Source organism: Prescottella defluvii (assembly GCF_000738775.1).
GTDB lineage: Bacteria > Actinomycetota > Actinomycetes > Mycobacteriales > Mycobacteriaceae > Prescottella > Prescottella defluvii.
Map to the genome: position 1 here is coordinate 127,035 of NZ_JPOC01000007.1, position 19,739 is coordinate 146,773.

Below are 19,739 nucleotides of genomic sequence, written 5' to 3' on the forward strand. Positions count from 1 at the left end.
CGATCCGCAGTATGTGATCGTCGCGGGCAGTGGCGGAAGGTGAGCGACATGGCCGAATCCGAGGCCACTACAGCTCAGAGCCCCGTCGCCCAAACCATCGATCTGCTCGGCGACCGGCTGACCCTTGCCATCCTGCGCGAGTCCTTCGTCGATCACGTGCGCCGCTTCAGCCAGTGGATCGACCGCACAGGCGCCCCACCAGCCATGCTGACGGCACGACTGAACGCGCTGGTGGAGGCCGGCTTGATGGAACGCCGGCCACAGCAGCACGGTGGTGACCGCCACGACTATCTCCTGACCGAACTCGGCATCGCGACGTGGGAGATTCTGGCCAGCGTCTGGGCCTGGCAGCGCGAGTGGTCCCCGGAGGGGCTCCTTCAACCCGAGTTGGTGCACCTCGACTGCGGCCACCGGGGACCACCGGCGATGATGTGCCGGCATTGCGACTGCGTCGTCGGCCCACGCGACACGCAACTCGAACTGGACCCCGAATCGCTGGTCCTCGCGGCACGGAGCGGGCGGCGGCGATCGACCCGCAACGCCCCGTCGGTGAACCGGGTCGATCTGCAGTTCACCGAGGTCATGGAGGCTATCGGCGACCGGTGGAGCGCCCTCGTCACCGGCCTGGCGCTGTCCGGGATACGACGGTTCGGCGAGTTCCAGTCCATCCTGAAGATCTCACCTACGACCCTCACCGAGCGACTGGTTCGGCTGTCCGAGGTGCAGATACTCACCCGGAGCGACGACGGCGGCGGTCGCGACTACGTACTGACCCCGCGCGGCCGAGGCCTGTTCCCGATCTTCGCGTTCATGTTGTCGTGGACACAGGTCGCGCATCCCGACGCGCTCCCGCTCGGCCCGAAGCTCCGCCACCGCGGTTGTGACTCCTGGCTGCTTCCGGCGCTGCGCTGCCGCGGGTGCGAGGCCCGACTGGAACGCACGTCCGTGCACTTCGAACCCTTCCCGTTCGGCGCTCAGCTCCCGCGCTAGACGCCACCCTCTCGTCGAGCGATACGGCCCTCCCGACCGTTGACAATTCACTCTGTGTCCTGGTTCACTTCAATAACAGTAGTCATTTCGTCGAAGCAGGCGGTTGCCCTCGCCTGAACGCTCCACCCGATGACTGACTGATCTCGCGCAAAACTGTTGATACAGGAACGAGTGCCCATGTTCTTCGAAACCCACCTCGCACTGCTGCAGGCCGCGACCGAGGCCAACCGAACCCGCAGCGCGTGGACCGGATATGCGCCCATCACCCCGCCCGACGCAGCACAGTCCGACGCTCTCCTTGGCGCCTATGACGGTGCCACCCTGACGCTTTCGTCTCCCACCGACTCCGTGATCACCGCAGATGAGGTCTCGCCGTTCACCGGGAAGGCGCTCAACGTCAGCTACAGCGCGCCGTCCGTGGACGAGGCGCTCGTGGGCGCGGCCGCCGCCGCGACCGCCCTCCGCGACGCCGGGGTCGAGCTGAGGGTCGGCGTGTGCCTCGAAGCACTGCATCGAATTCACCTCCGCGGCCAAGAGTTCGCAGCCGTCACCTCCCACACCACCGGGCAGAGCCTCAACATGGCCTGCAGCGGCAGCGGCACCAACGCGCTCGATCGCGGGTTGGAGGCGGTGGCGATGGCCTGGTCCGCCATGACTCGGGTCCCCGAACACGTCACGTGGCAGCAAAGATTCGGGAAATCCGACGTGACCCTGCGGAAGCGATACCGCACTCGTCCGCTCGGCACCGCACTCGTCGTCGCCTGCGCCTCGTTCCCTGCCTGGAACGCCTACCCGGCGATCCTCGCCAACCTCGCGACGGGAAATCCGGTTCTCGTCAAGCCACACCCCCGCTCGGTGCTGGCGACTGCGCTGGCGGTCGGCATCATGCGCGAGGTGCTGACCGAGGCACAACTGCCGGCCGACGCCGTTCAGCTCGTCGTCGACACCGTGGACGTCCCGATCGCAGGACAACTGGCCACCAGCCCCGAAGTACGCATCGTCGACTTCACCGGCAGCCCCAAGTTCGGGTCGTGGCTGGAACGAAACGTCCCGAACACCTTGGTGTTCACCGAAACCGCGGGTGTCAACACCGTCATCCTCGACTCCGTCTCCGATCTATCGGCCGCGATGCGCACACTCGCCGGAGGTCTCGCTCTCTTCAGCGGCCAGATGTGCACGACACCGCAGAACATCTACATCCCGGATGCGGGTGTGCGCACTGACGAGGGAGTGATCGCCCGAGACGATGTCATCGAGGCCCTCCTCGCGGCCATCGACGATCTCGCCGACGCGCCTCGCCGCGCCGGGGCGGTCTGCGGCGCACTGCAGTCCGATACGACCCTGCAATCGATCACGGCACTCGCCGACAACGCCGAGGCGAGCGGCACCCTGCTCCGCAGGCCGATTTCGTACAACCATCCGGACTACCCCCAGGCCCGATCGGTGACCCCGCTCGTCATCCGGGTCGATCCGCGGCAGGACGCGACACTTCCCGACGGCGAACAGTTCGGTCCGGTCGCGTTCCTGATCGATTGCGCCGACACCGCCTCGGCAGTGGAGCACGCGACCGCGAGTGTCCGCCGCCACGGTGCGATCAGCTCCTACCTCTACTGCACCGACGACGCCGTCGTCGACGCGGTGGCCGACGCCTACGCCGATGCCGGAGCCTCCCTGTCGGCGAATTTGGTGTCCTCGATGCCCATGCAGTTCGCGGCCGCCTACAGCGACTATCACGTCACCGGCCTCAACCCCGCCGGCAACGCGACCCTCACCGACGAATCCTTCATCTCCGGGCGATTCCGCATCGTCCAGGACCGTCGCCAGATCGAAGGGCAGTGACCATGTCCCAGTTCGCATCCGGCGTCTACGTCTACGACGCGGTCCGCACCCCGAAGGGCCGCGTCCGGCGACAGGGCGGCACGCTAGCCGACGTACCCCCGCACGAACTTCTCGCGCAGTTGCTCTCGGCGCTGCAGGAACGCGGACTCTCCGCCGACGCGGTCGACGACGTCGTCGTCGGCACCAGCACGGCCGTCGGCGAACAGGGTGGCAACGTCGCCCGCGCCGGCGTGCTCTGGGCGGGCTGGCCGGACCGGGTCGGGGCCGGGGTCGTCTCGCGACTGTGCTGCTCCGGCCTGGACGCGATCGAGTCCGCCGCGGCCAAGGTCGCTTCCGGCATCGCCGACGTGGTCGTCGCCGGTGGCGTCGAGTCGATGTCGCGGGTACCGATGCTCTCGGACCGACCGGCCTTCGCCGTCGACGACGAGCTCGGCGACCGCACGGGCTACGTCACCATCGGGGTGTCCGCGGATCTCACTGCGGCCGAATACGGGCTGACGCGAACGGATCTCGACACCTATGCGGTGACCTCACATCAGCGTGCCGCTGCGGCCCCACCGTCCGGGTCGGTGATCCCGGTCCGATCGGGTGCCACCACGATCCTCGCGTCGGACGAGGGGGCGCGGCCGGGCGTCACCGTCGAGTCACTCGCCGAACTCGCCCCCCTCTTCGGGGAGGATCCGTCGTGGAGCAGGGTGGCGACACGTCTGCCCGCGGTCGGGCGTCCGGATGGCGGGCTGCACACCGCCGCCACCGCCCCGCAGATGGCGGACGGTGCCGCGCTGGCGGTGTTCGGATCCTCCGTCGTACGCGATCGGCTCGGTCGCGAGCCGATCGCGGAGGTGGTGGGCGTCGCGCAGGCGGCTGTGCGCTCGCCCCTGCTGACGGCATCCGTCGTCGCGGCGCGGCGTGCCCTTGCGAACGCGGGCATCACCGCCGCGCAACTCGACGTGATCGAGGCGAACGAGTCCTTCGCCGCGTCCGCCCTGGTGATGACCCGGGAACTGGGACTCGATCCGAACAAGGTCAATCCACTCGGCGGGTCACTCGCCACCGGCCACCCGCTGGGCGCCAGCGGTGGCGCCCTCCTCGTCAACGCCCTCGATCAACTCGCCCGCGTCGACGGCGAGTACGCCCTGGTGACCATCCCGGCCGCGCTCGGGCTCGGCGCCGCCGTCGTCGTCCGCAGACTCCGCTGATCCCCCTTCCAGACCACTGCACGAAAGGACGCCATGACCGCCATCTCGGAAGGCAACGTCGCCAACCGTTTACGCCCGTGCCATCCCGACAGTCGTGTCGCCGACTACCTCGAAAATCGTTGGTGGTCGCCGCGCACCGTACTTGACCTCCTGGACGAGCAGATCCGGAGCCGCGGCGACGCCCCGGCAGTGACCGATCCGACCAACCTGCCCGCGCTGTGCGGAATCGAACCGGAGACACTGACCTGGCAGGAACTCGGTGCACGCGTGGACGACCTCGCCGCCAAGCTGCACGAGTCCGGTATCGGTCCCGGCGATGTCGTCGCCGTGCTGATGCCCAACTCCGTCGCCCTGACGGCGACCTACTTCGCCCTGTGGCGTCTCGGAGCGATCGCGGCACCGATGCCGGCCTCGTACCGACGATTCGAACTGACCCGGATCGTCGAATCCGCCTCGGCCGTAGCTGTTGTCACCGTCAACAGCTTCGGCGACCGGACGCCGTCCGACGAGGCACTCGGCCTGATCGGCGAGGCGCCCTCGCTGCGCACCGTGTTCACCTTCGGGCCCCCGGCGACAAATCGCGGCCGGCCCCTGGACGCGGCCCCCGCCACCGACGAATCGCTCGATGCCGTGCGGCGCGCGTACACGGCCCTGCCCCGGTCGGTGAACGACTGCATCACGATCTGCTGGACCAGTGGGACCGAGGCTGCACCCAAGGGCGTACCCCGTTGTCACGGTGACTGGATCGCGATCGGGCAGGCTGTTCAGGACGGTCTGGAGACCGACCCGGAGTCCGTCATGCTCAATCCGTTCCCGATGGTCAACATGGCCGGGTTCGCGACCTCGCTGCTGCCGTGGCTGCTCGGCGGCGGTCACGTGGTCCACCACCACCCACTGGACCTGGCGGTCTATCTCGATCAACTCCAGCGCTACCGCGTCACCCACACGAGCATGCCGCCCGCGATTCTCACGATGCTGTTGCAGCGCGAGGATCTTCGGGCCGCACACGACCTGTCCGCGCTCCGACGGGTGGGGTCGGGCGGCGCCCCGCTACCCCCCGGCGTGGTGCGTGACTGGCAGTACTCGCTCGGTGTCGAGGTGCTCAACTTCTTCGGTTCGAACGAGGGTGTGTGCCTGCTCGGCGCCCCGTCGGACACACCCGACCCGTTGATCCGTGCCGAATACCTGCCGAACTACGGCTCACCGGCGAAGTCGTGGGCCACCGAGGTGGCAGCGCGCACGTCGGCACGCCTCGTCGATCTGGCGACGGGCGAAGAGGTCACGACGGTCGGCGGACGCGGCGAACTCCGCCTGAAGGGACCGACGATCTTCGCCGGCTACCTCGAGGGAACCGCCCCGACGAGCCCGTTCGATGAGGACGGATACCTCTGCAGCGGAGACATATTCGAGCTTTGTGGCGACAACGGCGAGTACCTCAGGTTCGTCGACCGGAGCAAGGAGATCATCATCCGCGGCGGGATGAACATCGCTCCGGCCGAGATCGAGGGGATTCTCATCGACCACCCCGCGGTCGCCGATGTGGCCATCGTCGGGTATCCCGACGACATTCTCGGTGAGAAGTGCTGTGCGGTCGTGGTGCCCAATGCCGGAGACGACGTCACACTCGAGGATCTCGTCGAGTTCCTGAGGGCCAAGGACGTCGCGTCGTTCAAGCTGCCGGAGCGGCTCGTGACGGTCGAACTACTCCCCCGGAACCCGGTCGGAAAGCTGCAGCGTCGCGACATTCGCGGCGAGGTCGCGAAGGTCGGCTGACCATGGGATCGCCACATGTCGACAGCGCACCGGCCGGCACGCCACGGGAGACGCCGACCGGGTCCGCGGGACCCATCGCGGACAAGATGACCGCGATGCTCGAAGGGCGTTTTCCCGGCCTGGTCGGCATGCGAATCCTCGACGCATCGGCTACGGCGGCCACGGGCGAACTGACCGTTCGCGAAGAGTTGCTGGCGCCGAACGGCTACCTGCACGCGGCCACCGTCGTAGCCCTGGCCGACACGGTGTGCGGTGTCGGCGCACGGTTGGCGCTGCCCGCCGAGGCATCCGGATTCACCACACTCGAACTCAAGACCAACTACCTCGGCACCGCGCGGTCCGGGACGGTCACCGTGGTGGCGGCACTCGTCCACCTCGGACGGCGCACCCAGGTGTGGGACGCCACGGTCCGTGACGACACCGGGCGGGCGATCGCCCTCTTCCGCTGCACTCAGATGGTGCTGTACCAAACAGCACCGCAACAGCATTCATCGAAACGATCCGATCTCGACACCACCGAAGCGGAGTAGCCATGACTACCACCCAGCCCGGTGCCGACGGCGGCCTCGTCGCCGTCGCGCGCCCGGTCGACACCACCGACGACAACCCGTACACCCTCGGAGTGTTCGCGCCGATCGCCGACGAACTGACCCTGGACGACCTCACCGTCATCGGTGAGATCCCCAAGGATCTCAACGGCGTGTATCTCCGTAACGGCCCGAACCGCCAGTTCGAGGCTCCGGGCCGCTACCACATGTTCGACGGTGACGGCATGATCCATGCGGCCCACTTCGAGAACGGGAAGGTGCGCTACACCAACCGGTACGTCCGGACCAAGGCCTTCCAGGAGGAGTCCGAGGCCGGCCGCGCCCTGTGGACCGGACTCATGGAAAACCCGAAGGACAATCCGTGGGGCAACGGCCACGGCCTGGGAATCAAGGATTCCGGGAACACCGACGTCATCTACCATCGCGGTGAGATCCTCGCGACCTGGTACCTGTGCGGCACGCCGTACAGCATCGACCCGTTGTCACTGGAAACGCTGGGCGCGCAGGACTTCCTGGGTACCTTCGCCGGTGACATGATGGCCCACCCGAAGGTCGACGAGGCCACCGGCGAACTGATCTGGTTCGACTACGGCCCCGACCAGGACTACCTGGGCTACGGCATCATCGGCGCCGACGGCACGCAGACGCACCGCACGCAGATCGACCTGCCGGGTCCCCGACTCCCGCACGACATCGGGATCACCGAGAACTACTCCATCCTGATGGACCTGCCGCTGGTGCAGGACCACGACGCACGCCGGGCCGGCAAGTACCGGATCTTCTACGACCAGGAGCTCCCCGCTCGGTTCGCCGTCGTCCCCCGCCACGGCAACGGCAGCGACGTGCGGTGGTTCGAGGTGAAGCCCTGCTACATCTACCACGTCGTCAACTCGTGGGAAGAGGGCGACGAGATCGTCATGGACGTGTGCCGGGTCAAGAACCCCCAGCACCAGACGACGTTCGCCTCGCCGCTGTCGAACATGCTCGCGTACATGCGACTCGACGCACAGCTCTACCGGTACCGCCTCAACCTGCGCACCGGGGCGGCCGTCGAGTCCGCGCTCGACGACGCCAACATCGAGTTCCCGAGCGTGGATTCGCGGATCATGGGTCGCTCGCACCGGTACTCGTACAACATGAGCCTCGCCAACGAGCCGACACTGCTCTTCGACGGCATCGTGCGGTTCGACTCGCAGACCGGCGCCAAGGAGGAGCACAAGTTCGGTTCCGGGCGTTGGGGTTCGGAGGCACCGTTCGCACCCCGCGACGGATCGACGGGCGAGACCGACGGCTACCTGGTGTGCTTCGTCAACGACGAAGCCGAGGACAAGGGCGAGATCAACATCTTCGACGCCGCGGATGTCGCCGCCGGACCCGTCGCCCGGGTCCTGCTGCCGCGCCGGGTGCCGTCCGGTTTCCACGCCACGTGGGTGCGCGCCGAGCAGCTGGCCGCGGCCGGCGCGTAGCGAGAGTGTGCCCTCGGCCCGCGCCGGACGGGCCGAGGGCGCTACCCCTGCCAGACGACCACAAGGAGAAACACATGACCAATCCCGTCTACGTGCTGGGAGGCGCCCAGACCGACTTCGCCCGGAACTGGTCGAAGGAGGGGCTCGGCCTGGTCGACATGTTCGCCGAGACCGTGCCCGCAGCGTTGGCGGACGCGCGCGTCGACGACCTCGACGTCGGTGTCGTGCACGTGAGCAACCTGGCGGGAGAACTCTTCGCCGGACAGGCCCAACTCGGTGGCATGGTGGTTGCGGCTGTACCGGGACTCGACGGGCTACCGAGCACGCGACACGAGGCGGCGTGCGCCTCCGGTAGCACTGCGGTGCTCGCCGCATGCGCGGATATCGAATCCGGTCGATACGACGTGGCACTGGTGGTCGGTGTCGAGCTGATGCGCAACGTGTCCGCCCAGACGGCCGCGGAGTACCTGGGTACCGCAGCATGGGCCGGGCGGGAGGCGCTGGGGGTGAAGTATCCGTGGCCCGCGCTCTTCGCCGACATCGCGCGGGAGTACGACCGGCGCTACGGCCTCGATCATGCGCATCTCGGGCGTTTCGCAGAGATTGCATTCGGCAACGGATCCCGCAACAGTCTTGCGCAGACACGGGATTGGGAGTTCCCGGCCGGCTCCTTCGACGTGAACGACGAAGTGAACCCCATCGTGGAGGGGATGCTGCGCAAGACCGACTGTGGACGTATCACCGACGGTGCCGCGGCCGTAGTGCTGGCGGGGCCGAACTTTGCACAGGCATGGGCACAGCGGACGGGAGCCGATCTCGACGGAGAAGCGACCATTGCAGGGTTCGGCCACCGCACCGCGACCCTGCTGCTCGCGGACAAGATCGCCCAGAGCGCCGACCAGGACTACCTCTTCCCACACCTACGCGGAGCCGTCGAAGACGCCTACCGACGCGCCGGGATAGCGGGCGTATCCGACCTGGACGTCGCCGAGATCCACGACTGCTTCACCATCAACGGTCTGGTCACCCTCGAGCACATCGGACTGGCAGACCCGGGCAAGGGCGGCGAGGCGGTGATGGACGGCTCCATCGAACGCGGCGGACGACTACCGGTGAACCCCAGCGGCGGACTGCTGTCCCACGGGCACCCGGTCGGCGCCACCGGGATCCGGATGGTGCTCGACGCCGCACGGCAAGTCACCGGCCGAGCAGGAGACCATCAGGTCGACGACGCCCGACGCGCCCTCACCGTGAACATCGGTGGATCCTTCACGACGGCGGTGTCCACAGTCGTCATCCGAGGCACCCGGTGACCACCGTCAGGGCGACGTACATGTAGCTGAAGGGTCCCTTCGTGCGCTGTCAGCGCACGAAGGGACCCTTCAGCTGATGCTGGCGACGATCCTGAGAAGCGAGGACGGGGTCGCCGAACTTCGAATTGTCCGTACGCCGCAGTCAGGCGCCGACGTACTCGGCGAGGTGCCGGCCGGTGAGGGTGGATCGGTCGGCGACGAGGTCGGCGGGGGTGCCCTCGAAGACGATCCGGCCGCCATCATGCCCCGCGGCCGGCCCCATATCGATGATCCAGTCGGCGTGCGCCATCACCGCCTGGTGGTGCTCGATGACGATCACCGACTTGCCGGCGTCGACGAGACGATCCAGCAGGCCGAGCAGGTTCTCGACGTCGGCGAGGTGCAGTCCGGTGGTGGGCTCGTCGAGGATGTAGACGTCGCCCTTCTCCCCCATGTGGGTGGCGAGCTTGAGGCGCTGTCGCTCACCGCCGGACAGCGTGGTGAGCGGCTGCCCGATCTTGATGTATCCGAGACCGACGTCGGCGAGCCGCGCCAGGATCTTGTGGGCGGCAGGCAGTTTCGCGTCACCAGCCGAGAAGAACTCCTCCGCCTGGGCCACCGACATCCCGAGGACCTCGCTGATGTCCTTGCCGCCGAACGTGTAGTCGAGCACCTCGGCCTGGAACCGCTTGCCCTCGCAGACCTCGCAGGGGGTGGAGACGCCGGCCATCATCGCCAGGTCGGAGTAGACGACACCGGCACCGTTGCAGTTGGGGCACGCGCCCTCGGAGTTGGCGCTGAACAATCCGGGTTTGACGCCGTTGGCCTTCGCGAACGCCTTGCGGATCGGCTCGAGCAGACCGGTGTAGGTGGCGGGGTTGCTGCGCCGCGACCCCTTGATCGCACCCTGGTCGATCGCCACCACGCCGTCACGCTTGGAGACCGATCCGTGGATGAGGGAACTCTTGCCGGATCCGGCGACGCCGGTCACCACCACGAGCACACCGAGCGGGATGTCGACATCGACATCCTGCAGGTTGTGGGTGTCGGCGCCACGGATCTCGAGGGCACCCGACGACGTCCGTACGGCCGGTTTCACCGACGCCCGATCGTCGAGGTGCCGGCCGGTGAGTGTGCCGCTCGAGCGCAGTTCCTCGACGGTGCCCTCGAAGACGATCTCGCCGCCCTCGGTGCCGGCGCGCGGACCGAGATCGACGACGTGGTCGGCGATCGCGATCGCCTCCGGCTTGTGCTCGACGACCAGCACGGTGTTGCCCTTGTCGCGCAGTTGCAGCAGCAGGTCGTTCATCCGCACGATGTCGTGCGGGTGCAGGCCGATGGTGGGCTCGTCGAAGACGTACGTGACATCGGTGAGAGATGACCCAAGATGACGGATCAGCTTGGTGCGCTGCGCTTCTCCACCCGAGAGCGTGCCCGACGGGCGGTCGAGGCCGAGGTAGCCGAGACCGATCTCGACGAATGAGTCGAGCGTCTCCCCCAGCGACTTCAGCAGCGGCGCGACCGACGGTTCGTCCAACCCGCGCACCCACTCGGCGAGATCGCTGATCTGCATCGCGCAGACGTCGGCGATGCTGAGCCCGTCGATCTTCGACGACCGCGCCTCGGCGCTCAGTCGCGTGCCCTCGCAGTCGGGGCACGTCTGGAACGTGATCGCGCGGTCCACGAAGGCCCGGATATGCGGCTGCATCGCCTCCCGATCCTTGGACAGGAACGACTTCTGGATCTTCGGGATCAGGCCCTCGTACGTGACGTTGACGCCCTCGACCTTGACCTTGGTCGGCTCCCTGTAGAGCAGGTCGTCCAACTGCTTCTTGGTGAACTTCGCGATCGGCTTGTCGGGGTCGAAGAAGCCGCAGCCACGGAAGATGCGGCCGTACCAACCGTCCATGCTGTAGCCGGGGATCGTCAGCGCACCCTCGTTGAGGGACTTGTCGGCGTCGTACAGCGCGGTCAGGTCGAAATCGGAGACCTTGCCGCGGCCCTCGCAACGCATGCACATGCCGCCGGTGACGCTGAAGGCGCGGCGCTCCTTGACGGTCCGTCCGGCCTTCTCGACGGTGATCGCCCCGGCGCCGCTGACGGAGGCGACGTTGAACGAAAAGGCCTGCTGCGAACCGATGTGCGGCTTCCCGAGCCGGCTGAACAGGATGCGCAGCATCGCATTCGCGTCCGTCGCGGTACCGACGGTCGAGCGCGGGTTGGCGCCCATCCGCTCCTGGTCGACGATGATCGCCGTCGTCAGCCCGTCGAGCACGTCGACGTCCGGCCGCGCCAACGTCGGCATGAACCCCTGCACGAACGCGCTGTACGTCTCGTTGATCATCCGCTGTGACTCGGCGGCGATCGTGGAGAACACCAGCGAACTCTTCCCGGAGCCGGAGACGCCGGTGAACACCGTGAGCCGCCGCTTCGGCAACTCGACGCTGACGTCCTTGAGGTTGTTCTCGCGCGCGCCGTGCACGCGGATCAGATCGTGGCGGTCGGCGGCGTGCAGCTCGGTCGACTGCTGGTCCGTCGTCGTGGCCGTGGTCATCGTTGCTCCCTCTGCGTCGGGTCGGGCCGCCGTTGCGGCACGTCAGTTCGTCTCGTTGATGCGGAGCAGAAGTCCATGCCAGTCACGCTAAGTGCGGTGCGCGGGTCGGCGCTTCTCGATTCCTGACCGGTCGGGTGACGCACGACGACATCTCCTCCGCCGGCCGGGCCCGGTCCCGGTACACGCTCGGCGAGACAACGGACCTCGGTGACGCTGAGGTCGCCGCGGCGCAGCAGCGCGAGGTCACGCAGCCGCTGCGCTGCGTCGGGTCTGCTGGTCACCTGCGCGATCGTTCCCCGTCCGACCGGAGTTGTCCACCGTGGCCGGGGTCGAACGGCTCGCGGATCCACGGATGTCGGGCCCCGATGTCACATACGGGCCGTGGCCGGTGTCTTCATGCCGAGGGCAATCGAGCGCAAGGAGGAAGTCATGACAACCCGGATCCCGAAAGCACAGCTGACCGGCGTCTACGGCGCGATGATCAAGCGGATGTCCCGCCGGATGCTCGGCGATGTCGCCGAACCGGTCGAGGTGACGTGGCACAACCGGAAGGTGCTGAACTTCAGCTTCACCGTCGGTCGGAAGACACAGAAATGGGACAAGTGTGACGAGAATCTGAAGTCGTTCGCGCACATGGCGGTGGCGAGCCTCGTCGGCTGCAGCTTCTGCCTGGACTTCGGCTACTTCCACGCCCACAACGAGGGACTCGACCTGACCAAGGCCCGCGAGGTGCCGCGCTGGCGCGAATCCGACGTCTTCACCCCGCTCGAGCGGGACGTCATGGAGTACGCCGAGGCGATGACCGTGACCCCGCCGACGGTGACCGACGAGATGTCGGCGCGGCTGCTCGAGCAGCTCGGTGCGCCCGCGCTGGTGGAACTGACCGCGTTCGTCGCGGTGGCGAATCTGATGACCCGGACCAACACCGCGTTCGGCATCGAATCGCAGGGCTTCTCGACCGCGTGTGGCCTGGCACCGCTCGCCGTACGCTCGACGACATGACCGACGACCCGTTCGTCACCCACCGCAGCCTGCTCTTCACCGTCGCCTACGAGATGCTCGGCTCCGCGGCCGACGCCGAGGACGTGGTGCAGGAGACGTGGCTGCGGTGGGCCGAGGTCGACCGGGCCGACGTACACGACCCGCGGGCCTATCTGGTCCGGATCGTCACCCGGCAGGCGTTGAACCGGCTCCGCACGGTGACGCGGCGCCGGGAGGACTACGTCGGCGAATGGCTACCCGAACCACTGCTCACCACCCCCGACGTGGCCGACGACGTCGAGTTGGCCGAGAACGTCTCCATCGCGATGCTCACCGTGCTGGAGACTCTTGGACCCGTCGAACGAGCGGTGTTCGTGCTGCACGAGGTGTTCGAGACGCCGTACCCGGAGATCGCCGAGGTGGTGGGCAAGACCCAGGCCGCGGTCCGGCAGATCGAGCACCGCGCCCGCGAACACGTCGCCGCGCGGCGCCCGCGGATGCAGGTCGACCGCGACCAACAGCAGGCGGCGGTCGACCGATTCCTGACCGCCGTCTCCACCGGCGACGTCCAGGGACTGATGGAGGTCCTCGCCCCCGACGTGGTGGTGATCGCCGACGGCGGCGGCATCGCGACGGCCGCCCGGAGGCCGATACTCGGGGCCCGGCGAGTGGCGGCGTTCCTGGCCCGCGCCGCGAAGATCCCGGACTTCACGACCACACCGACGTACTACAACGGCATGCCGGGCCTTCGGATCGATGTCGGCGGCGAGGCGACCGCCGTGAGTATCGCCGTCGAGGACGGCCGGATCACCCGGGTCTATGCAATCCGCAACCCGCACAAGCTGGAACGGCTCGACCAGACGTCGGAACTGCGGCGGTGAGCGGCGGCCGCGTCGCACCGCACGACGGTTCAGGCGCGGTCGGGCACCGGAGAGGGAATCCTGTCGGCGCGGTAGGAGTCACCGCTCCGGGTGGGGCGCCAGAGACGCCAGTGCTTCGCGGACAGCCGGAACGGGAGATGGTCCTGCACATGACGAGCACCGGGGGACAGTCGTTCGTCGGCAGGGAAGTTGAGCCACAAGGACATCGAGGATTCTGCCGTGCCGAGGGTTGCCCGTAGACCCGAGGCGCCGAGAAGCCGGCCGTACCCGTCCACGACGAAGCGACCGAACGCGTCGGGGGTGATGTCGGGGTAGGCGGCGCTGCCAGCCGGATCGACGAGACGCACCTGCGCGCTGCAGGTCAGTGCAGCCAGTGAATGCCCGTGGGTCGTGACCGCGCCGGGACCGGTGGTGACGAGAACAGCGACCGCGCGGTCCACGGCCGCCGGTGGCACGTTCCACTCCGTGTGGGTTCGTGCACGGTGACGGGGCCCGCCGAAACACTCGGTGGCCACCGCCACCAACTGCTCGGTCGACGCGGGCGGCCCGCCGGCCGCGATCCGGAACGACCACGACACCGACGACACCGGTTCCGCGCAGGTCTCGAGAAAGCCCTGCACACGCCGAAATGCCTGGTCGGGGCGCTTGGTGCGGAGCGAGTGCGCGCCGCCCGCCGACGCCGGCAACCCGTCGTAGGTCACCACCTGTGGCGATGTCGTGACCGGTGTCCGCGTCATCCGCTCATGGTAGGGGCGCGGGCGACGAGCGCGCCGTGCGGTCTGGGACCGAGGGTCGTCCGGGTATGTGTCTCGATCACCTCGAAGCCGGCCGCGACCAACTCCCGACCGAGTTCGGCCACCGGCCACCGATAGGCAGTGGTGGCGGCATGGTCGAAGGCCTCGACGGCGACTCCTTCGAAGAAGCCCACCAACAGTCCGCCGCCCGGCCGAATCACCCGCGCGAACTCGGCGAGCGGAACCCGGATGTCCTGCGGATCATGGTGAATGAGCGAATACCAGGACAGCACACCGCCCAGGGAGTCCGTCGCGGCGTCCAGAGCCTCGAAGCTGCCGACGTCGAACGAGAGGCCCGGATACTGCGTGCGGGCCCGTTCGACAAACTCCGGAACCAGATCGATCCCGCGCACATCCAGCCCGAGCTCGGCGAGGAAATCCGTCCACTGCCCCGGACCGCAGCCCGCGTCGAGCACGGGACCGGTCAGGGTGTCGGCCCAGCTGCACACCAGTGCCCGATCGGACGGGTGTGCCGACGTCACGGAGCCGAATAGGTCCGTGTACTCCCGAGATTTGGCCGAGTACGACTCGCGGACGATGTCGCGTCGCCGGGCGCTCGTGATCTCCATGCCGTCGATGATCGCTCAGTCCTCGCCGTACTTCTCCCAGAAGCGTGCACGCAACCGATACCGGATCCCCTCGTCCAAGTCGTACTTCTGCATCACGTCGGACGCGTCGAGCAGAAGTGCCCGGTCGATGTCGCGGGGGATCGACGGCCTCGCACGCTGAAGTTCCAGCTTGGCGTCCGACGTCGCACTCTCCTGGAACGACGCGATGACCCGCATCACGACCTCGTCGACCAGCCGATCCTGCTCGTGGTGTTCGTCGTCGCCGTACCCCGCAAGCCCGCGTCCCGGGGACCCCGTCGAGACGCTGTAGGCGAGCACGCTCGTCGGGCGCGGGGCCGCCGGACCATGCGGCATGGACGCCAGGTCGAGCGGAGTCCGGACGCTCGGCCGCGGTCGCGGTCCCGGGACCGCCGCCGGAGTCGGGGGCGCAGTCGTCGGCGCCGGTGCGGCCGTCTCGGGCACCGGCTGACGATCGACCTTCATCACCGCGGCATCGATGGCCGCGCCGTCGATACTGTCGAGTTCGTCGGCGGCCCGGATCAGGTGCCGGCTCACCCCGTGCGGCTTGCCGCCGACGGTGGGCACTGCGAGCACCACCACCTGAACCCCGTGCACCTGAGCATCTTCCACCGCTTCGGCTAGATCGTCGTCGCCCGAGACGAGGAAGAACACGTCGGATGCCCCGTTGCGGGCGTGCGCCACGAGGTCCAGCCCGATCCGGAGATCCACACCCTTCTGCTCGCCGTTCACACCGAACCGTCCGAGCCGCAGTTTGACCTTCGAGAGCTCGCCGATGCGCTCCTGCTGCGCATCCGGGACGCCGTTGCGGGCCGAGTCGTACCAGTGGACCCGCAACACGGGCAGTCCCGACCGGGCTTCGGCGACGTCCACCAGTGAGTTGATCATCGTGGAGTAGTCGACATGGATCCCTGCCCGCAGTGAGGTACCGGTGACGCGAGTCGCGGCGGAGGCAAGCAGATACCCGGCATCTACGTAGAGGGAGCAAGTCGACCGCATGCGCACACTATGACACGCACGACCGTCACCTACGGCGAACTTCCCGACCTTCACGATCTACCGACCGAGCCCAGCGAGCCCAGCAAGCCGCGGCGGCGGACCACAGGACCGCGAATCCGATTCCTTCACTGCCGGATTGCCGAATCACCACTCGCACGGGAACCGGCCACCGCCAGCGGGATTCCCACGCGTGTCAGGCCTTCCCGGTGGTACCCCGCTGCGCCGCCTCCACCAGTTCCCGGAGAATCGCCAGTTCCGCTTCGAGTGCCGACCGACCCCGCTTGGTGATCGACACCCATGTCCGCGCCCTCCCTGCGGACCCCTTCTTGTCGATCGCGACGAGTCGCGCGTCGGACAGCACCGTGAGGTGACGCGAAAGGTTACCGGCGGTGAGTCCGAGGGCCTGACGGATGAAGACGAAATCGACGGAGTCGGCTTCCGCGAGAACGGCGAGAATCCCCAGCCGGTTTCGTTGGTGCACAACATCATCGAGCCCATTGGTGGGATGTGACATCACCGCGCCCGATCCCGCACCGCCACGAACACTGCACCGATCGACAGAATCAGGGCCGGCAACGCCAGGTTGAGCAGCAGACTGTACCGGTAGTCGAAGTCGACACCCTGCGCCAGGATCGTGTTCTCCAGGTTGTACAGGTTCGCCACCAGGCTTCCCGCCAGTGCGAGAGCCCCGACAACGCCGACCGTGAGGTCCCGGTCCAGCACACCCCACACGAGAACCCCCACCGCAATCGCCAACAGTGGGGTGAGTCCGCGGATCGTGAGGTTTCCGAGCAGGAGCGGCGACTGCGGTGCGGCCACCAGCGCTGCCACCAGCGCGCCGAACAAGACCGACCCGCAGACGGTGACGTGCGACGCCCGTACCCGGACCCCGGAACGCACCCCCCGCCGGACCACGTAGGTGGCAATCAGGCCGTAGACCACGGGAAGCGCGACCAGCCAGTAGATCGCGGCCGCGGTAGGATGTTGCAGCTGCCCGAGACCCGAAAGTCTTTCCAACGGTGTGGAAGCCGATTGCCACTCGCCGAACGGACGCTGGATGTACAGCGGCATTGCGGCTACGACCACCACAGCCAAACCGGCCAGTGGAACCCATCTGCGTGGTCGAGCCGCCCGCGCTCGGCGTCGAGCAGCCACGACCACCGCCAGTAACTCGTTCGACCTGTCAGCCGAGGCGTCCATGGCGATCCCCCCATACCTTGTCGTTTGTGATGCAAACCCCCAATGCAGGTTTGCATCGCAAACCATGGAAGTCAATGGCGACGGGACGCTAAGGCGCCTGCTACGACACTGGACGGAACCGGTCCGTCCGGCTTCTGACGACAGCCTTTGCAGCACAACACGACCCGGACCTCCTCATCTCCTGGCTCGCCTCGGACGACGGCGAGTCGGTCGTGGGCCGCCGCCCCGGTCACCGGCCTCAACTCTCGTGGTGCACGGTGACGGTGCCGTTCCGATCCCACACGGCGACGAGCAGCTGATCGGTGGGTTTGTCAGCGCCGATCGCGAAGTCGAGTGCGAGGACACGGTCCGCCGCCGCAGGACTGACCGCGATGCCGACGAGGACCAGGTGGTCGAGGAAGACCTCGTCGGTGACAGCCGCTCGGGTCTGCACCCCGAACAAGTCGCACACCATCTCTTCCGGAATCTCCTCGAGATGGAACTCGCGAAACGACGAAGTTGTCGACCGGGGATCGGTCATCTCGTTAGCGAAAGCGGCGCGAGCCGCAGCGACCAGAGTCCGCACGTCACCGAGAGCAGCTTCCGCCGTGTCGAGTTCGCCTTGGTTCAGGCTCCCATCGCCGTGAATCCAGTACCAGGCGCCCGTCCCGACTCCGTCAATGCCGGCGGGCAGCACGGCACCGGCCACCGGATCGCCGCCGAAATCGAGGCGCCCCGCGAACCTGCTGGTCAGTTGAGTCATGGTCCGATCGTGTCATCCAGGGCGCGCCCTGGGCCTTTCGCGGCTCCCGGTTCCCCTACACTGCGCTGGTTATGAATCGGCAGGACGACAAATGATGACTTGCTATGAGGACGTCGAGAACTCCGTTCGCCAGTGCGCAACCCGCGCCACGGCCGAGGCGCGAGTCGCGTTCGGGGTCGCGGTCACGCGGGAGTTCCTCGCTGCCAACAGCGTGGAAGCGGCAGCGGCAGTGGAGCTGACGCAGTCCGGAGCACGCGCCGTCAGCGCGGCCGCCGACGGGGTGGGTGCGGCGTCGGCCGGGCAGCTTCGGGCATGGATCGTGGAGATCGACGAAGGCGATCTGTCCGACGGCGACATGGATCCTGATCTCCTGCGCGCCATCATCGCGCTGGAGACGTGGGTCGCCTATCTGGAGCAGGGATCGGCGGAGCAGATCGCCGCACTCGGCATCGCGCTGCTCGAGCAGGCGGACTTCGAGGCCGGTGGGGCACCGTTGGATGACTTCCTCGCCCCGACGGAGACACGTCAGGCGTTCGAGCGCATTCGCGGCGCCCTGACCGAGCCGACGATGCGCGGAAGCGAACCGCAAGTCAGTCGAGGAGCACGATCGGACAAGGACCGCAGATGAGTGACTGGGCCCGACTCTTCCACGCGTACGCGGTGGCAACGGACACGCCGGCACATCTGGCGGCGCTGGTCGGCGCCGACGAGACGGCCTTCTCGACGGCGATGGAGCATCTGTACAGCGCGGTGCTGCATCAGGGCACCATCTACCCGGCAACGGTACCCGCCGTTGCCGCTGCCGCGCAGGCTGTCTCGTTCTGGAGTGGCGATGCGGATCCGAGGACCGCATCGGTGCGTCTGCCTGCGCTGGTGGATTTCCTCGAGGCCGCGGGCGAAAGCCTGACCCTGGCCGGGGAGTTGTTCGAGGACGGGGTCGTACCGCCGTCCGCGGAGGAGGAACGCGAGTTCTTCGAGGCGCTGGCATCCGACGACGAAGAAGAATCGGCGGAGGCGTGGGAGTCGCCTGTGGCCGGTGTGCTCATGGCCCTCGCCGTCCCGGCGCTGCGGGAGCAGACGGACCCGGTCCTGGAGGCGTTGCTTCGGTTCATGCGATCGGGGGTCGACGCCCACAAGGCCGGTGCGGTGGGCGCGCTGGCGCGGTGGAACAGCACCGCGACATCTCCGTATCAGCGGCGGGTCGCCGCGGCGCTGTCCGTCTTCGCGGACAGCGCGACGGAGCGTGACGACCGCGCCGCAACGGTTCTCGCTCTCGGCATCGTCGGAGCCGATGTCAGCGGCTGGCTCACCGACGCAGATCCTGCGATCCGGGCATGTGCCGCCCTGCATCTGCCGTCGTCCGGACAGGCGGCCGAGGAACTCGTCCGTGCGCTGACTCGGCCGCAGGAGGCCGACGAGTGGTTCGAGCGCAAGCCGAGCAGCTTTCCCATGCACGTCCGGTTCACCCTGCTGCACTCGCTCCTGCAACGCGATACGCCCTTCGCCGCAATCGTGCCGGCAGCCGTTGCGATAGTGCAGCTTTCGACGCCGTATACGGCCGACAACGACTGGGGACCGTTGCTTCGTGCCGCCTTCCCGGAGGTCGAATTCGTTCCGGGCGAGTACCCGCCCGCACCGGCGGACATCGATGCGCCGCAGCGACAGTTCCTCACGGCTCTGGTGGAGAACGAGAAGCTGTGGGGAACGAACATCGGCAACGCAGGTCTGGCACTCATGCGCGTCGGCCTGCCGTACGACCGAGACGCAATCACGCTGCTGCTCAACGACAAGGCCGTGGACGAGTGACGCCGGCCGAGACCACCGCCTCGGCGTCGATCGGGGCACCGAGGCCTTCGGCGACCTCACGCACGCCACCAACCTGTTTCGGATGACT

At 67.7% G+C, this 19,739-nt stretch carries 18 protein-coding genes and 1 pseudogene; 11 read left to right on the forward strand and 8 right to left on the reverse strand.

Going from position 1 to position 19,739, the window contains the following annotated elements; translation table 11 throughout:
- Positions 1-48: 48 nt before the first annotated feature.
- The 7 genes from IJ15_RS0102760 to IJ15_RS0102790 all read left to right on the forward strand — a co-directional run bounded on the left by IJ15_RS0102760 (position 49) and on the right by IJ15_RS0102790 (position 9,128).
- Positions 49-990, forward strand: a complete 942-nt coding sequence (locus tag IJ15_RS0102760; RefSeq protein WP_031936814.1) for a winged helix-turn-helix transcriptional regulator — start codon at positions 49-51, stop codon at positions 988-990.
- A 177-nt stretch (positions 991-1,167) separates the two neighbouring features.
- Positions 1,168-2,829 carry an aldehyde dehydrogenase family protein gene (locus tag IJ15_RS0102765; protein ID WP_031936815.1) on the forward strand — a complete coding sequence of 554 codons (1,662 nt, stop codon included), beginning with the start codon at positions 1,168-1,170 and terminating at the stop codon, positions 2,827-2,829.
- 2 nt (positions 2,830-2,831) lie between these two features.
- On the forward strand, positions 2,832-4,028 hold the full coding sequence (locus IJ15_RS0102770; RefSeq protein WP_031936816.1) for a thiolase family protein: 1,197 nt from the start codon (positions 2,832-2,834) through the stop codon (positions 4,026-4,028).
- A 33-nt stretch (positions 4,029-4,061) separates the two neighbouring features.
- A complete protein-coding gene (locus IJ15_RS0102775) occupies positions 4,062-5,801 on the forward strand; it encodes a class I adenylate-forming enzyme family protein (RefSeq protein ID WP_031936817.1) in 1,740 nt (579 codons plus the stop codon).
- A gap of 2 nt (positions 5,802-5,803) precedes the next feature.
- Positions 5,804-6,331 (forward strand): PaaI family thioesterase, encoded by a 528-nt coding sequence (locus IJ15_RS0102780; RefSeq protein WP_081880544.1) that lies wholly within the window; start codon positions 5,804-5,806, stop codon positions 6,329-6,331.
- A gap of 2 nt (positions 6,332-6,333) precedes the next feature.
- Entirely contained in the window at positions 6,334-7,815 is a 1,482-nt protein-coding gene (locus IJ15_RS0102785; RefSeq protein ID WP_031936819.1) for a carotenoid oxygenase family protein, read from the forward strand.
- A gap of 74 nt (positions 7,816-7,889) precedes the next feature.
- On the forward strand, positions 7,890-9,128 hold the full coding sequence (locus IJ15_RS0102790) for an acetyl-CoA acetyltransferase (RefSeq protein ID WP_031936820.1): 1,239 nt from the start codon (positions 7,890-7,892) through the stop codon (positions 9,126-9,128).
- 142 nt (positions 9,129-9,270) lie between these two features.
- On the opposite strand, the gene IJ15_RS0102795 is transcribed toward IJ15_RS0102790, so the two are convergent.
- Both IJ15_RS0102795 and IJ15_RS26615 read right to left on the reverse strand, forming a co-directional pair.
- Positions 9,271-11,661, reverse strand: coding sequence for an ATP-binding cassette domain-containing protein (locus IJ15_RS0102795; RefSeq protein ID WP_031936821.1), 2,391 nt, complete (start codon positions 11,659-11,661; stop codon positions 9,271-9,273).
- A gap of 82 nt (positions 11,662-11,743) precedes the next feature.
- A pseudogene (locus tag IJ15_RS26615) lies at positions 11,744-11,909 on the reverse strand (AraC family transcriptional regulator); the annotation flags it as partial.
- Between the two features lie 181 nt (positions 11,910-12,090).
- Between IJ15_RS26615 and IJ15_RS0102800 the strand changes: the two are divergent.
- Both IJ15_RS0102800 and IJ15_RS0102805 read left to right on the forward strand, forming a co-directional pair.
- Complete coding sequence (locus IJ15_RS0102800) at positions 12,091-12,663, forward strand: carboxymuconolactone decarboxylase family protein (protein WP_031936822.1); 573 nt, start codon at positions 12,091-12,093, stop codon at positions 12,661-12,663.
- The gene (locus IJ15_RS0102805; RefSeq protein WP_031936823.1) at positions 12,660-13,523 is read left to right on the forward strand and encodes an RNA polymerase sigma-70 factor; all 864 of its coding nucleotides are present in this window, start codon (positions 12,660-12,662) and stop codon (positions 13,521-13,523) included. The genes IJ15_RS0102800 and IJ15_RS0102805 overlap by 4 nt, the downstream gene beginning before the upstream one ends.
- A 29-nt stretch (positions 13,524-13,552) precedes the next feature.
- On the opposite strand, the gene IJ15_RS0102810 is transcribed toward IJ15_RS0102805, so the two are convergent.
- The 6 genes from IJ15_RS0102810 to IJ15_RS0102835 all read right to left on the reverse strand — a co-directional run bounded on the left by IJ15_RS0102810 (position 13,553) and on the right by IJ15_RS0102835 (position 17,845).
- The gene (locus IJ15_RS0102810) at positions 13,553-14,260 is read right to left on the reverse strand and encodes a hypothetical protein (protein WP_031936824.1); all 708 of its coding nucleotides are present in this window, start codon (positions 14,258-14,260) and stop codon (positions 13,553-13,555) included.
- Complete coding sequence (locus IJ15_RS0102815; RefSeq protein WP_197059720.1) at positions 14,257-14,886, reverse strand: class I SAM-dependent methyltransferase; 630 nt, start codon at positions 14,884-14,886, stop codon at positions 14,257-14,259. The genes IJ15_RS0102810 and IJ15_RS0102815 overlap by 4 nt, the downstream gene beginning before the upstream one ends.
- Before the next feature lie 15 nt (positions 14,887-14,901).
- A complete protein-coding gene (locus tag IJ15_RS0102820; protein ID WP_081880545.1) occupies positions 14,902-15,903 on the reverse strand; it encodes an NYN domain-containing protein in 1,002 nt (333 codons plus the stop codon).
- A gap of 193 nt (positions 15,904-16,096) precedes the next feature.
- A complete protein-coding gene (locus tag IJ15_RS0102825) occupies positions 16,097-16,384 on the reverse strand; it encodes a transcriptional regulator (protein WP_231569398.1) in 288 nt (95 codons plus the stop codon).
- A gap of 32 nt (positions 16,385-16,416) precedes the next feature.
- A complete protein-coding gene (locus IJ15_RS0102830) occupies positions 16,417-16,998 on the reverse strand; it encodes a hypothetical protein (protein ID WP_156111995.1) in 582 nt (193 codons plus the stop codon).
- Positions 16,999-17,341: 343 nt separating this feature from the next.
- Positions 17,342-17,845 (reverse strand): DUF2004 domain-containing protein, encoded by a 504-nt coding sequence (locus IJ15_RS0102835; RefSeq protein WP_031936829.1) that lies wholly within the window; start codon positions 17,843-17,845, stop codon positions 17,342-17,344.
- 91 nt (positions 17,846-17,936) lie between these two features.
- Between IJ15_RS0102835 and IJ15_RS25215 the strand changes: the two genes are divergently transcribed.
- Entirely contained in the window at positions 17,937-18,473 is a 537-nt protein-coding gene (locus tag IJ15_RS25215; protein ID WP_051918457.1) for a hypothetical protein, read from the forward strand.
- Entirely contained in the window at positions 18,470-19,651 is a 1,182-nt protein-coding gene (locus IJ15_RS0102845; RefSeq protein ID WP_031936831.1) for a hypothetical protein, read from the forward strand. The genes IJ15_RS25215 and IJ15_RS0102845 overlap by 4 nt, the downstream gene beginning before the upstream one ends.
- Positions 19,652-19,739 lie beyond the last annotated feature (88 nt).